This is a genomic window from Streptomyces sp. NPDC002138 (assembly GCF_040296485.1).
GTDB lineage: Bacteria > Actinomycetota > Actinomycetes > Streptomycetales > Streptomycetaceae > Streptomyces.
Map to the genome: position 1 here is coordinate 30,176 of NZ_JBEOXE010000059.1, position 14,086 is coordinate 44,261.

Annotated in this window: 12 protein-coding genes, 1 pseudogene and 1 riboswitch; of the genes and pseudogenes, 3 read left to right on the plus strand and 10 right to left on the minus strand. The window is 71.6% G+C overall.

The window, feature by feature from the left end; genetic code table 11:
- Positions 1 to 216: 216 nt before the first annotated feature.
- Entirely contained in the window at positions 217 to 2,172 is a 1,956-nt protein-coding gene (locus ABT084_RS29555) for an AAA family ATPase (RefSeq protein ID WP_351050229.1), read from the plus strand.
- A gap of 26 nt (positions 2,173 to 2,198) precedes the next feature.
- Here ABT084_RS29555 and ABT084_RS29560 read toward each other — a convergent pair whose 3' ends face one another.
- The 10 genes from ABT084_RS29560 to ribD all read right to left on the minus strand — a co-directional run bounded on the left by ABT084_RS29560 (position 2,199) and on the right by ribD (position 10,914).
- Positions 2,199 to 3,269, minus strand: coding sequence for a hemolysin family protein (locus ABT084_RS29560; RefSeq protein WP_351050232.1), 1,071 nt, complete (start codon positions 3,267 to 3,269; stop codon positions 2,199 to 2,201).
- Positions 3,266 to 4,693 carry a hemolysin family protein gene (locus tag ABT084_RS29565; protein WP_351050234.1) on the minus strand — a complete coding sequence of 476 codons (1,428 nt, stop codon included), beginning with the start codon at positions 4,691 to 4,693 and terminating at the stop codon, positions 3,266 to 3,268. Before ABT084_RS29565 ends, ABT084_RS29560 begins: the two co-directional genes overlap by 4 nt.
- 178 nt (positions 4,694 to 4,871) lie before the next feature.
- The gene (locus ABT084_RS29570) at positions 4,872 to 5,336 is read right to left on the minus strand and encodes a PH domain-containing protein (protein WP_351050236.1); all 465 of its coding nucleotides are present in this window, start codon (positions 5,334 to 5,336) and stop codon (positions 4,872 to 4,874) included.
- 59 nt (positions 5,337 to 5,395) lie between these two features.
- Entirely contained in the window at positions 5,396 to 6,244 is an 849-nt protein-coding gene (hisG, locus tag ABT084_RS29575; protein WP_351050239.1) for an ATP phosphoribosyltransferase, read from the minus strand.
- A gap of 74 nt (positions 6,245 to 6,318) precedes the next feature.
- Positions 6,319 to 6,600: a phosphoribosyl-ATP diphosphatase gene (locus ABT084_RS29580; protein WP_351050242.1), complete on the minus strand. Its 282-nt coding sequence runs from the start codon at positions 6,598 to 6,600 to the stop codon at positions 6,319 to 6,321.
- A gap of 35 nt (positions 6,601 to 6,635) precedes the next feature.
- Complete coding sequence (gene ribH, locus ABT084_RS29585) at positions 6,636 to 7,121, minus strand: 6,7-dimethyl-8-ribityllumazine synthase (protein WP_351050245.1); 486 nt, start codon at positions 7,119 to 7,121, stop codon at positions 6,636 to 6,638.
- A gap of 57 nt (positions 7,122 to 7,178) precedes the next feature.
- Positions 7,179 to 8,474 carry a bifunctional 3,4-dihydroxy-2-butanone-4-phosphate synthase/GTP cyclohydrolase II gene (locus ABT084_RS29590; protein WP_351050248.1) on the minus strand — a complete coding sequence of 432 codons (1,296 nt, stop codon included), beginning with the start codon at positions 8,472 to 8,474 and terminating at the stop codon, positions 7,179 to 7,181.
- Positions 8,471 to 9,127 (minus strand): nicotinamide mononucleotide transporter family protein, encoded by a 657-nt coding sequence (locus tag ABT084_RS29595; RefSeq protein WP_351050249.1) that lies wholly within the window; start codon positions 9,125 to 9,127, stop codon positions 8,471 to 8,473. The genes ABT084_RS29590 and ABT084_RS29595 overlap by 4 nt, the downstream gene beginning before the upstream one ends.
- Positions 9,124 to 9,780: a riboflavin synthase gene (locus tag ABT084_RS29600; RefSeq protein WP_351050252.1), complete on the minus strand. Its 657-nt coding sequence runs from the start codon at positions 9,778 to 9,780 to the stop codon at positions 9,124 to 9,126. The genes ABT084_RS29595 and ABT084_RS29600 overlap by 4 nt, the downstream gene beginning before the upstream one ends.
- Positions 9,781 to 10,914 carry a bifunctional diaminohydroxyphosphoribosylaminopyrimidine deaminase/5-amino-6-(5-phosphoribosylamino)uracil reductase RibD gene (ribD, locus tag ABT084_RS29605; protein ID WP_351050254.1) on the minus strand — a complete coding sequence of 378 codons (1,134 nt, stop codon included), beginning with the start codon at positions 10,912 to 10,914 and terminating at the stop codon, positions 9,781 to 9,783. It lies immediately after the preceding gene.
- A 152-nt stretch (positions 10,915 to 11,066) separates the two neighbouring features.
- A riboswitch (FMN riboswitch) is annotated at positions 11,067 to 11,197 on the minus strand.
- Between the two features lie 291 nt (positions 11,198 to 11,488).
- On the opposite strand from ribD, the gene ABT084_RS29610 reads away from it, so the two are divergent.
- Entirely contained in the window at positions 11,489 to 13,873 is a 2,385-nt protein-coding gene (locus ABT084_RS29610) for a chitinase C-terminal domain-containing protein (protein WP_351050257.1), read from the plus strand.
- A gap of 33 nt (positions 13,874 to 13,906) precedes the next feature.
- Positions 13,907 to 14,086, plus strand: a pseudogene (locus ABT084_RS29615) (hypothetical protein); the annotation flags it as partial.

Here is a 14,086-nt window from a genome sequence, read left to right on the forward strand (position 1 = left end):
CCCGCGGGGGTCCCCGGGCGCCGATCCCCTCGCAAACCTTCACTCTCCGTGAAAACTTGCGCCCAGGGCGCACCACCGACACGTGTCCACCGCACCCTACGTAAGGTCCGGGACCGCAGGTACGATGCGACCCTGATTTCATCGGCGCATGGGGCAACTCGCGTACACGACACGGGGGTTGCCGCGCACCACGGGGGCAGGCTTGTGGGGGACGTGATGGACTTCGCCGCGCGAGGCAGCGCCTACGCCCCGGCCGAACTCGCCTGGCTGCGCGGAGTGGACGCCTGCACGATGGGCGCCTACCCGCAGGCCGAGGAGGAGTTCCGGGCGGCCGTACTGCTCGATCCCGCGATGGCCGACGGCTGGCTGGGACTGCACGCGCTACGGGTGGACACCACCAACGCCTTATTGCGCATGTACGCCCATCGGGACCGCTTCGGGGAGCAGCGCGCCCGGCACCGGCGCACGCTCAACTCCTGGTACTGGCTGGGCTGGTGGGTCCAGCCCGTGCTGGAGAGCAAGCGCGATCTGCTGCTCGCGCACGCCTCGCACTGGCTGGACGGGCGCCACGTGCCCGAGCTGGACCAGGCGCTGGCCGCGCTGCCGCCGGTCGACACCGACCCCCAGGTGCGCTTCCTGCACGCCTGCCGGTCCTATCTGGTCAAGGACTGGGACCAGTTGGTGCGGCACACCGAGCCGCTCGTGGACGATCCGCTGCTCGGCATCGAGGCGGGCCTGTTCGGCGGGATGGCGCGGGTCCGCCTCGAGATGTACGGGCAGGCGGAGCCGATGCTGTCGGCGGCCCTGATGCGCTGCCGCAGCGAGCAGCCGCAGCGCAAGGAGCTGCGGTACTGGCTGGCCCGGGCGCACGAGGGCACCGGGCGCAGCGCGGCGGCGCTGCCGCTGTACCGGGCCGTGCACCGGGTGGACCCGGCCTTCATGGACACCGCGGCCCGGCTGACCGCGATCTCCGAGAACGACGGTCTGGACGGGCTGGGCGGCGCGGAGGCGTACGGATTCGCCGCGGCGGGCGGGGACTTCGCCGCCGTGGCGCTGGGCGGCGGCCTCGGGCAGGACATCGCGGCGGACGGGCAGGCCGAGGCGGACGCACTGCTCTCGTCCGAGCCGCCGGAGACCCGCTTCGCTGCGGGCGCCGGTGTGCCGGACGGCCCGGCGGGGCCGGGGCCCGGCGCCACCGGACGCATGGACGGCGTACGGCACCGGGCGGGCGTACCGCCGCAGGCCGCGCCGCCGGAGCTGCCGGCCGGGCCGGCCGATCCGGCGCTGCTCGCCGAGGCGCTCGCCGAACTGGAGCGGATGGTGGGGCTGGAGCCGGTCAAGCGCCAGGTCAAGGCCCTCTCGGCGCAGCTGCACATGGCCCGGCTGCGGGCCGGGCAGGGGCTGCCGGTGCAGCCGCCGAAACGGCACTTCGTCTTCTCCGGGCCCTCCGGCACGGGCAAGACGACCGTGGCCCGGATCCTGGGCCGGGTGTTCTACGCCCTCGGGCTGCTCGGCGGCGATCACCTGGTGGAGGCCCAGCGGGCGGACCTGGTGGGCGAGTTCCTCGGGCAGACCGCCGTCAAGGCCAACGAGCTGATCGATTCGGCGATCGGCGGGGTGCTCTTCGTGGACGAGGCCTACAGCCTCTCCAACTCCGGGTACAGCAAGGGCGACGCCTATGGCGACGAGGCGCTCCAGGTGCTGCTCAAGCGGGCCGAGGACAACCGGGACCACCTGGTGGTGATCCTCGCGGGCTATCCGGCGGGCATGGACCGGCTGCTGGCGACCAATCCGGGGCTGTCCTCGCGGTTCACCACCCGGGTGGACTTCCCCAGCTACCGCCCCCTGGAACTGACGGCGATCGGCGGGGTGCTGGCGGACGCGAACGGGGACCGCTGGGACGAGGAGGCCCTGGAGGAGCTGCGCAGCATCAGCGGGCACGTGGTGGAGCAGGGCTGGATCGACGAGCTGGGCAACGGCCGCTTCCTGCGCACCCTGTACGAGAAGAGCTGCGCCTACCGGGACCTGCGCCTGGCCGGGTACGCGCTGACCCCGTCCCGGGAGGACCTGTCGACGCTGCGCCTGGCGGACCTGATGCAGGCGTACGGCGAGGTCCTGTCGGGCCGCGGTCCGCAGGACCGGGGCCGCCCGGACCCGCCGCCCCCCATGTAGCGGGGACGGCGGGCCGGGACACCGCGCTAGCGGGCGAGCGCCTGTTCGGGGCGCCGGACCGGCGGGGCGGTCGTGCGGTGCGCGGGATCGCGCACCTCGCCGACCAGTTTCTCCAGTACGTCCTCCAGGGCGACCAGACCGAGCACGCGCCCCGCGGGGTCCGCGACCTGCGCCAGATGGGTGGCGTCCCGGCGCATGACGCTCAGCGCGTCGTCCAGCGGGAGGGTCGAGCACAGCGTGGTCATCCGCCGCCAGACCCGCTGGGGGACGGCCCCTTCCCGGTGTTCCAGGTCGAGCACGTCCTTGACGTGGACGTAGCCCATGAAGGTGCCGCTGTCCGAGCGGACCGGGAAGCGCGAGTAACCGGTGCGCACGGTCAGCTGCTCGATCTGGCGGGGGGTCACCGCGGGGGTGACCGTCACCAGGCCGTCGCGGCCGAGCAGGACGTCGGTGACCGGGCGGCTGCCCAGCTCCAGCGCGTCCTCCAGGCGCTCCTGCTCACCCGGTGCCAGGAGTCCGGCCTGCCGGGAGTCCTCGACGAGCCGGCCGAGCTGGGCCCTGGTGTAGACGGCCTCCACCTCGTCCTTGGGCTCCACCTTGAACAGGCGCAGCACCAGGGTCGCGCAGGCGCCCAGCGCCGTGGTGACCGGCCCGCACAGACGGGCGAAGGCCACCAGGCCGGGGCTGAACCACAGGGCGGTCTTCTCCGGGGCGGCCATGGCGAGGTTCTTGGGGACCATCTCGCCGATGACCAGGTGCAGGAAGACCACCGCGGCCAGCGCGAAGGCGTACCCGAGGGGGTGGACCAGGCCGTGCGGGACCCGCGCGGCCGCGAAGAGCGGCTCCAGGAGCCGGGCCACGGTGGGTTCGGCGACCGCTCCGAGGGTGAGGGAGCAGACGGTGATGCCGAACTGGGCCGCGGCCATCATCCGGGGCAGGTTCTCCAGCCCGTGCAGCACCTGGCGGGCCCGCTTGGAGGAGGCCGCCAGGGGTTCGATCTGGCTGCGGCGGACGGAGACGAGCGCGAACTCGGCGCCGACGAAGAACCCGTTGGCCAGGACGAGGAGCAGGGCGAAGAGCAGTTGGAGCGCGTTCACCGCAGGACCGCCATCTCACGGCGGCCGTCGGCGTCGGAACCGCCGCCGCCGCTGCTGCCGCCGCTGCCGCCTTGGCCGGAGGATCCGGCGGCGGAGTCCGCCCCGGTGGCGCTGTCGGACGTACGGACGAGACGGACCCGTTCGGCGCGGTAGCGGCCGACCTGGCGGACGGAGAGCTTCCAGCCGGGCAGTTCGGCCCGGTCCCCGGGGGCGGGGATCCGGCCGAGCAGGTCGGCGACCAGTCCGGCGACGGTCTCGTAGGGCCCTTCGGGCACCTCGAGGCCTATCCGCCGCAGGGTGTGGACGCGGCAGCTGCCGTCGGCCTCCCAGGAGGGACGGCCGTCCTCGGCGGGTACGGCGGCCAGCTCCGGACCGTCGTCCTCGGCGAGGTCGTGCTCGTCGCGGACCTCGCCGACGAGTTCCTCCACGATGTCCTCCAGGGTGACGACTCCGGCGGTGCCGCCGTACTCGTCGACGACGACGGCCATCGGCTGTTCGCTGCGCAGCCGCTCCAGCAGCGGCTGCACCGGCAGGGAGCCGGGCACCAGCAGCGGGGCGACACAGATCCGGCCCACGGTGGTGCGGGCGCGCTCGGACTCGGGCACGGCGAGGGCGTCCTTGAGGTGGACCACGCCGGTGACCTCGTCGATGCGCTCGCGGTAGACCGGGAAGCGGGACAGGCCGGTGGCGCGGGTCAGGTTGAGCACGTCGGCCGCGGTGGCGGTGTGCTGGAGGGCACTGACCTTCACCCGGGGGGTCATGACGTGCTGGGCGGTCAGGTCGCCGAGCGAGAGGGTCCGTACGAACAGGTCGGCGGTGTCCTGTTCCAGGGCGCCCGCCTGGGCCGAATGGCGGACCAGGGAGACCAGTTCGCCCGGGGTGCGGGCGGAGGCCATCTCGTCGGTGGGTTCCACGCCCAGCGCCCGCACGAGCCGGTTGGCGACGGCGTTGAGGCCGGCGATGACCGGCCGGAAGGCGCGGGAGAAGACGTCCTGGGGACCGGCCACGATGCGGGCCACCTGGAGCGGCCGGGAGACCGCCCAGTTCTTCGGGACCAGCTCGCCGACGACCATCTGGACGGCGGAGGCGAGCAGCATGCCGGTGACGACGGCGATCCCGGTCACGGCCCCGCGGGGCAGTCCGGTCGCGGTGAGCGGCCCGGTCAGCAGCCCGGCGAGGGCGGGTTCGGCGAGCATGCCGACCACGAGGGAGGTGAGGGTGATGCCGAGCTGGGTTCCGGAAAGCTGGAACGACAGCTCCCGCAGGGCCTTGACGACCGTACGGGCGCGTTTGTCGCCGTCGGCGGCGGCGCGTTCGGCCTCGGGTCTCTCCACCGTGACGAGGCCGAATTCGGCCGCCACGAAGAAACCGTTGGCGAGGATCAGGGCGAAAGCCGCCACGAGCAGAAGTAGCGGGGTGGTCATGCCGCCGCCTCCGGGGGGAGGGCGGCGCGTGTACTACCGGACGATCCGTCCATTGCTGGAGGGAGTCACTCCTCAAGTCGCAGGTACCCACGGGCCGCGTTGTCCCGGGGCCGGTGGGAGGGCGCGTGCGTGCGCCCGACCACCAGGGTAGTCATTGAGATCCTGGCCGCAATGGCACTCAGCTCTCGCGCGGGCCGCTTCCGTGGTTCTCGGCCAGCGCGCGCAGCGCCCGGGCGTCGCCGATCGCCTGCTGCTTGGCCACTCCGGGCTGGATCCCGAGGGCGGGCAGGCTGGTTCCGTCGTTCAGGTCGAGGAACACCCACGGGTCGCCCGGCCGGAGGTTCACGCGCAGGATCTGCGCCCATTCCAGCCGCCGGGTGGTGGTGAGGTTGACGACGGTGACGCCGCTCTCGTCCGCGACCACCTTGGGGCGGCTGAGCAGCACGAGGACGGAGGCGAACAGGGCGGCGGTGACGACGAAGCTGAGCCGCTCGCCGCCCCCGAGGTCCTCCAGGAGCAGGCCGATCGCCGAGATGGTGAGGAACATGACGAGCCCGACGCCCAGCAGGACCACCCGGGTGCGGGTCGGCCGGAAGGTGACCGGCAGGGCGGGCAGTGCGGGCGGGGCGGCGGACTCGCTCATGGGGTGCTCGGTTCTACGAAAGGACGTACGGAGAGACGTGCCGGAGGCTGACCGGCCCGTCAGAGGCGGCAGGCGTGGATCGAGGTGGTGAGGATCGCGCGCGCGCCCAGCTCGTACAGGTCGTCCATGATCCGCTGGGCCTCCTTGGCCGGGACCATGGCGCGGACGGCGACCCAGCCCTCGTTGTGCAGCGGGGAGACCGTCGGCGACTCCAGGCCCGGGGTGAGGGCCACCGCGCGCTCGAGGTGCTCGGCGCGGCAGTCGTAGTCCATCATCACGTAGCTGCGGGCCACCAGGACGCCCTGGAGGCGGCGCAGGAACTGCTGGGCCCGCGGGTCGTCGGCGCTGGTGGCACTGCCCCGGATGACCACGGCCTCGGAGGTCATGATCGGCTCTCCGATGACCTCCAGGCCCGCGTTGCGCAGGCTGGTGCCGGTCTCGACGACGTCCGCGATGATCTGGGCGACGCCGAGCTGGATGGCGGTCTCGACCGCGCCGTCGAGGTGCACGACGGAGGCGTCGATGCCCTGCTCGGCGAGGTGCTTGGCGACGATTCCCTCGTACGAGGTGGCGATCGTCATCCCGGTGAAGTCCTCGGGGCCCTTCGCCGTGCCGGGGATGGTGGCGTAGCGGAAGGTGGACCGGCCGAAGTTCAGCGGCAGGATCTCCTCGGCGCTGGCGCCGGAGTCGAGCAGCAGGTCGCGGCCGGTGATGCCGATGTCGAGCTTGCCGGACGACACGTAGATCGCGATGTCCTTGGGGCGGAGGTAGAAGAACTCCACCTCGTTCTCGGGGTCGACGACCACGAGCTCCTTGGACTCCTTGCGCATCCGGTAGCCGGCCTCATGGAGCATCGCCGACGCCGGTCCGGAGAGGGAACCCTTGTTGGGGACGGCGATGCGCAGCATGGGTCTTCCTTTGGTGCGTAGGTGCGAAAAGGGTGGGTGCGTGCGGTGTGCTCAGGGACCGGCGGCTCGGCGGCTCAGAGGTGGGAGTAGACGTCGTCGAGGGAGATCCCGCGCGCCACCATCATCACCTGGACGTGGTAGAGCAGCTGGGAGATCTCCTCGGCGGCGGCTTCCTTGCCCTCGTACTCGGCGGCCATCCAGACTTCGGCGGCCTCCTCGACGACCTTCTTGCCGATGGCATGGACGCCCTTGGCGACCAGCTCGGCGGTACGGGAGGTGCTGGGGTCGCCGTTGGCGGCCTTGAGCTGGAGCTCGGTGAAAAGCTCTTCGAAGCTCTTGGAGGGTGTGTTCGCCATGATGGTCCTCAGAATAAGGGGTCTGCCGCCGCTGATCAGCGCCAGGGTTCGCTGACGGTGCGCAGGGTCATGGCGGTGGCGACGGCGGCGGTGACCGCTTCGTGCCCCTTGTCCTCGTTCGACCCTTCGAGTCCGGCGCGGTCGAGCGCCTGCTCGTCCGTGTCGCAGGTCAGTACGCCGAAGCCGACGGGGACTCCGGTGTCGAGCGATACCTGCACCAGGCCCTGGGTGACGCCCTGGCACACGTACTCGAAGTGCGGGGTGCCGCCGCGGATGACCACTCCGAGGGCGACGATGGCATCGTAGCCGCGTCCGGCGAGCACCTTCGCCACGACCGGCAGCTCGAAGCTGCCCGGGACGCGCAGCAGGGTGGGCTCGTCGATGCCCAGCTCGTGCAGGGCGCGCAGGGCGCCGTCGACGAGGCCGTCCATGACCTTCTCGTGCCACTGGGCCGCGATCACGGCCACCCGGAGGTCTCCGCAGTTCTTCACGCTCAGTTCGGGTGCGCCCTTGCCGCTCACAGCTCTCCTCGGTGCGTTGGTTCTTGTTACGGGTGGTTCACAGGTCAGGTACAGGTGTTACTGGTTGCCGCAGGCCGAGACGGTCGACACGCCGTCCAGCCAGGGCAGGTCGTGGCCCATCCGGTCCCGCTTGGTGCGCAGGTACCGCAGGTTGTGTTCGCCGGTCTCGGTCGGCATGCCCTCCCGGCTGACGACCTCGATGCCGTGGCTGACCAGGGCGTCGGCCTTCTGCGGGTTGTTGGTCATCAGGCGGGTGCTGCGGACCCCCAGGTCGGCGAGGATCTGCGCGCCCGCCCCGTAGTCGCGGGCGTCGGCGGGCAGGCCGAGTTCCAGGTTGGCGTCCAGGGTGTCGCGGCCGCGCTCCTGGAGTTCGTACGCCCGCAGCTTGGCCAGCAGGCCGATGCCGCGGCCCTCGTGGCCGCGCAGGTAGACGACGACCCCGCGGCCCTCGGCCTTGATCCGCTCCATGGAGGCGTGCAGCTGGGGGCCGCAGTCGCAGCGCTGGGACTGGAAGATGTCGCCGGTCAGGCACTCGGAGTGCATCCGGGCCAGGACGTCGCGGCCGTCCCCGATGTCCCCGTGGACCAGGGCGATGTGCTCGACCCCGTCGACGGTGGAGCGGTAGCCGTACGCCGTGAAGTGACCGAACGAGGTCGGCAGGTTGACCTCGGCCTCGCGGCGCACGGTGGGCTCGGCGGAGCGGCGGTAGGCGACCAGGTCCTCGATGGAGATGATCGTCAGGCCGTGCTTGCGGGCGAAGGGGATCAGCTCCGGCAGCCGGAGCATGACCCCGTCCTCACCGGCGATCTCGACGATCGCGCCCGCCGGGCGCAGCCCCGCGAGGCGGGCGAGGTCGACCGCGGCCTCGGTGTGGCCGTTGCGGACCAGGACGCCGCCGGGCTTGGCGCGCAGGGGGAAGACGTGGCCCGGGCGGACGAAGTCGCCCGGGGTGCTCGCGCCGCTCGCCAGCAGCCGCAGGGTGGTGGCGCGGTCGGCGGCGGAGATGCCGGTGGAGACGCCGTGGGCGGCGCTCGCGTCGACGGAGACGGTGAAGGCGGTCTGCATCGACTCGGTGTTGTGCGTGACCATCTGCGGCAGTTCCAGGCGGTCCAGCTCGGGACCCTCCATGGGCGCGCAGATCAGGCCGCGGCACTCGCTCATCATGAACGCGACGATCTCGGGGGTGGCCATCTCGGCGGCGATGACGAGGTCGCCCTCGTTCTCGCGGTTCTCGTCGTCCACCACGACGACCGGGCGGCCCGCCGCGATGTCGCGGACGGCCTGTTCGACGGGGTCGAGCCGGAAGGTCTCGGTCTCGCCGTCGCTCTCGTTGGGCACGGGCTTGAGTGTCATGCCGTTGCTCCTTCCAGGGCCGGGCTGTCGGTGGTGGTGCGCGAGCGCTGGTACCAGTCGGTGGCGCCCCAGACGACGAGGGCGAAGTACACGACGTAGACGAGGCCCGAGAAGACCAGACCGCTCTGGAATGCGAGCGGAACGCCGACGACGTCGACGAGGAGCCAGGCGAACCAGAACTCGACCAGACCGCGGGCCTGGGCGACCATCGCCACGATCGTGCCGACGAAGATGTAGGCGTCCGCCCACGGGCTCCAGGAGAGCGAGGGGACGAGGGTGAAGAGGCCGCCGACCGCGGCGGTGCCGAGGGCCGCGCCGCCCAGGAGCAGCCCGCGCTCGGTCCAGGTGGCCATGCGGACGGCGATCGAGCCGTCCTGGGCCTGCCGCTTCCCGCTCTGCCAGGCGCGCCAGCCCCAGACGGCCACGGCGATGACCAGGAGCTGCTTGCCGACGCCGCCCGCGAGGTGGGCGGTGGCGTAGGCGCCGACCAGGATCAGGCCGGAGAGCAGCTGGGCGGGCCAGCTCCATATGGAGCGGCGCCAGCCGAGGGCGAGGGCCGCCAGGCCGATCAGGTTGCCGATCATGTCGGACCAGATGACCTTCTGGCCGAAGACCGCGAAGGCCTCGGTGTTGAGCCAGGAGAGCGCGCTCACCGGTCCGTCTCCTTCTCGTCCGTGCCGTGCGTCGTGTCGGGGGTGGTGGCGGTCAGCGGGTCGACGCCCGCCGCCAGGAGGCGCTCGACGTACTTTGCGAGGACGTCGACCTCCAGGTTGACCGGGTCGCCGGGCTCCTTGATGCCGAGCGTGGTCAGGTTGAGCGTGGTGGGGATGAGGCTGAGGGTGAAGTAGTCGGCCGCGGCCTCGACCACGGTGAGGCTGACGCCGTCGACCGTGATCGAGCCCTTCTCGACGACGTACCGGGCCAGCCGGGGCGGCAGCGAGACCTTGACGATCTCCCAGTGCTCGGAGGGGGTGCGGGAGACGATCCGGCCGGTGCCGTCCACGTGGCCCTGGACCAGGTGTCCGCCGAGGCGGCCGCCGAGGGCCATCGGGCGTTCCAGGTTGACCCGGGAGCCCTTGGTCAGGGCGCCCAGGCTGGAACGGTTCAGGGTCTCCTGCATGACGTCGGCGGTGAACTCGCCCTCCCCGGTCTCCACGACCGTCAGACAGACGCCGTTGACGGCGATCGAGTCCCCGTGCTTGGCGCCTTCGGTGACGACGGGGCCGCGCAGCCGGAAGCGGGAGGCTTCCTCGAGCTGCTCGACGGCGGTGACCTCGCCCAGTTCTTCGACGATTCCGGTGAACACTCAGTGCTCCTTGGGGGCGGTGTGAGCGGTGGGGACGGCGGTGACGCGCAGATCGGGACCGAGGCGGAGCACCTCGGTGATCTCCAGGCGCAGGGCCTGGGTGAGAGTGGTGATCCCGGCGTCGGCGAGGGCGGTGGGGCCCGCGCCGAGGAGGACCGGGGCGAGGTAGCCGACGACCCGGTCGACGGCTCCCGCGGCGACGAAGGCGCCGGCCAGGGTCGGACCCCCTTCGACGAGGACGGAGCGCACCCCGCGCGAGGACAGCTCGGCGAGGAGCGCCCGCACGGAGATGCCGGACGTGTCGCGGGGCAGCCGGGCCACCTCGACGCCCGCGAGGTGGCGGGTGTCGGCGTCGTCGGCGACGGCCACCAGGGTGGGGGCGGCATCGTCGAGGATCCGGGCGGTGGGCCGGATGGTGGCGTGGGTGTCGAGGACGACGCGCAGGGGCTGGCGGGCGCCCTCGACGCCGCGGACCGCGAGGTGCGGGTCGTCGGCGCGCAGGGTGCCCGATCCGACGACGACCGCGTCGGCCTCGGCGCGCAGCCGGTGGACGTCGGCGCGGGACTCCGGGCCGCTGATCCAGCGGCTGGTGCCGTCGGCGGCGGCGACGCGGCCGTCCAGGGTGGCGGCGTACTTCCACAGGACGTACGGGCGGCCCAGGCGTACGGACGTCAGCCAGGCCTGGTTCCCGGCCTCGGCCTCGGCCCGCAGCAGCCCGGACAGGACCTCGATCCCGGCGCCCCGCAGGGTGGCGGCGCCGCCGCTGGCCTGCGGGTTCGGGTCGGGGACCGCGTATACGACGCGGGTGATCCCGGCCTCGATGAGCGCGCGGGCGCAGGGGCCCGTACGGCCGGTGTGGTTGCAGGGTTCGAGGGTGACGTACGCGGTGGCGCCGCGGGCGGCGTCCCCGGCGGCGCGCAGGGCGTGCACCTCGGCGTGCGGGCCGCCGGCCCGCTCGTGCAGGCCCTCGCCGACGATCCGGCCCGACGCGTCGGCGATGACGCAGCCGACGACGGGGTTGGGGCTGGTGAAACCGAGGCCGCGGGCGGCCAGCTCGATGGCCCGCCGCATGGCGTGCGTGTCATGCGCGTCGTTCGCGTGGGCGTGTGCCGCCACCGGGTCCTCCTGCCTCATCGGGCACGGACTCCGGGGCCTGTCGGGATACGACAGATGAAGCGGGCAGTACACGCGGGGACGCCGAGGCCGGGATTCCGGTCCGCCCGAGACGTATCCCCTGGGGGTTACGCCGACGAACCGCCGACGGCGGCGTACCGGTGACTGGCCCGCCGCGCACTGCCTCCCATCCGGACTTTAACCGTCGGTCCAGGAATTTCACCTGGTCAACCGGCCGCTGGATGCGGACGGGTCGCGGACTATAACCGCCGGTTCGGAATTACACCGACCCCGGAGTGCGCTGCTACTGGTACTAGGGCCAGTGTGCCACGGGTGATCCGACGGCATGCGCGCACGTCGTTGTGGCCTGGCTCACACGTTCGGCGCATTCTCGCGCCGCCGTCCGGCCCAACGATCGGTGCACCATCCCGAGGGTTCAGCTTTGGTCCAGACCTATTGACGGGGTGGTCTAGTCCTCTTAACGTTCCCTTCATCTTCCCCGGGAGACAGCCCGCAGATGTGCGCACGTCACGGGCCAACCAGCGCCATTTTTACGCACGTTGTGTCCGATTACCTCCCCTCCCCAGGAGGCACGATGCTGTCCCCCACGCGCACCAGAACCATGCTGCTCGCGTCCGGTGCCGCCCTCGCAGGTCTGCTCGTCGGCGGCCTCTCCGCAGGCGTCTCACATGCCGCCGACAACGAGAGCTGTCGGCCCGACGGGCTCTACAAGACTCCGGGCGTGGACGTCCCCTACTGCTCGGTCTACGACGCCGCGGGCCGCGAGAAGATGGGCGCCGACCACCAGCGACGGGTGATCGGCTACTTCACCGGCTGGCGCACCGGCAAGGACGGCACCCCGGCCTACCTGGCCAGCAACATCCCGTGGGACAAGGTCACCCACCTCAACTACGCCTTCGGCCACGTCGGCTCCGACAACAAGCTGTCGGTCGGCGCGGACAGCCCGAACAACGCCGCCACCGGGATGACCTGGCCGGGCGTCGCGGGCGCGGAGATGGACCCCGCGCTCCCCTACAAGGGCCACTTCAACCAGCTGACCAAGTTCAAGAAGCAGTACCCGAACGTCAAGACGCTGATCTCGGTCGGCGGCTGGGCGGAGACCGGCGGCTACTTCGGCGACGACGGCAACCGGGTGAACTCCGGCGGCTTCTACTCCATGGCCACCAACGCCGACGGCTCGGTCAACCAGGCCGGCATCGACACCTTCGCGAACTCCTCCGTCGACTTCATCCGGAAGTACGGGTTCAACGGCGTCGACATCGACTACGAGTACCCGACCACCATGAAGGACGCGGGCAACCCGCTCGACTGGCAGCTCTCCAACGCCCGCCGCGCGGGCATGGTCAAGGGCTACGCCGCCCTCATGAAGTCGCTGCGCGAGAAGCTCGACCGCGCGGGCGCCGCAGACGGCAAGCACTACCTGCTCTCCGTCGCCGCCCCCTCCTCCGGCTACCTGCTGCGGGGCATGGAGACGTTCCAGATGCAGAAGTACCTGGACTACGTCAACATCATGTCCTACGACCTGCACGGCGCCTGGAACGAGTACGTCGGCCCCAACGCCTCGCTCTTCGACGACGGCAAGGACGCCGAGCTGGCCTCCGCGGGCGTCTACTCGACCTCCCAGTACGGCGGCATCGGCTACCTGAACTCCGACTGGGCCTACCACTACTTCCGCGGCTCGATGCCGGCCGGCCGGATCAACATGGGCCTGCCGTACTACACCCGCGGGTTCAAGAACGTCCAGGGCGGCACGGACGGCCTCTGGGGCAAGGCCCCGGCCACCAACTGCCCGGCGGGCGCGGGGCTGACCAAGTGCGGTGACGGCGCGGTCGGCATCGACAACCTCTGGCACGACCTGGACACCAACGGGGTCGAGGCCCCGGCCGGCTCCAACCCGATGTGGCACGCCAAGAACCTGGAGAAGGGGGTCGTCGGCGACTACGTCACGAAGTACGGCTTCCCGGCGAACACCACCCTGACCGGCACCTACGTCCGCAAGTACGACGCGACGCTGGTCGCGCCGTGGCTGTGGAACGACCAGAAGAAGGTGTTCCTCTCCACCGAGGACGAGCAGTCGGTGAACGCCAAGGCCGACTACGTGGTCAACAAGGGCATCGGCGGCACGATGGTCTGGGAGCTGGCGGGCGACTACGCCTACAACTCCGCCAAGGGCCAGTACGAGATGGGCAGCACGCTCACCACGGCGATGTACGACAAGTTCAAGTCGGCCGCCCCGTACGGCGCCAAGCGCGCCACCATCGCCATGCCGACCGAGGCCATCAAGGTGGACACCGAGTTCGGCCAGTTCCCCCTGGGCGACTCGAACTACCCGATCAGCCCCAAGCTGAAGATCACCAACAACACCACGGCCACCCTGCCCGGCGGCACGGAGTTCCAGTTCGACTACTCCTCCTCCGCGCCGAACAACGCCAAGGACCAGTCCGGCTGGGGCACCACGGTCATCCGCAGCGACCACACGGGGAGCAACGTGGGCGGGCTGAAGGGGGACTACAACCGGGTCTCGCTGAAGCTGCCGGCCTGGCAGACGCTGGCCCCGGGGGCCTCGGTGGAGCTGGACTTCGTCTACTACCTGCCGACCTCCACCCCGTCCAACTGGACGGTGACCTTCGGCGGCAAGACCTACGGCATCGCCGGGGACCTGGCGCGCGGCACCACGGTGGTCGAGCCGGGGGGCCCGACCACTCCGCCGACGACTCCCCCGACGACCCCGCCCACCACGCCGCCCACCACGCCGCCGACGACGCCTCCGACCACTCCGCCCACCACGCCTCCGGGCGGGACCTGCGCCAACCCGGCGTACGTGGCGGGCCAGACGTACACCGGCGGCACGGTCGTCTCGCACAAGGGCCACAACTGGAAGGCCCAGTGGTGGACGCAGAACGAGGAGCCCGGCACCACCGGTGACTGGGGCGTCTGGAAGGACCAGGGCGCCTGCTGACCCGGGGGTCGGCGTGACCCGACCCGATGAGCGGTGAGGACCCGGTGGCCCGGCGGCCACCGGGTCCTCACGCGTCCACGGCCGGTCGGGCGGCGCGTGCGGCCGGGCTACGACGGGCTACCGCTGGGGGAGAAGGGGTCGCCGAGCGCCGAGGTGCTGTGCGAGTGGGTGGAGGAGAGCTACCGGACCGTGGCCCTCAAGCGGCATGTGAAG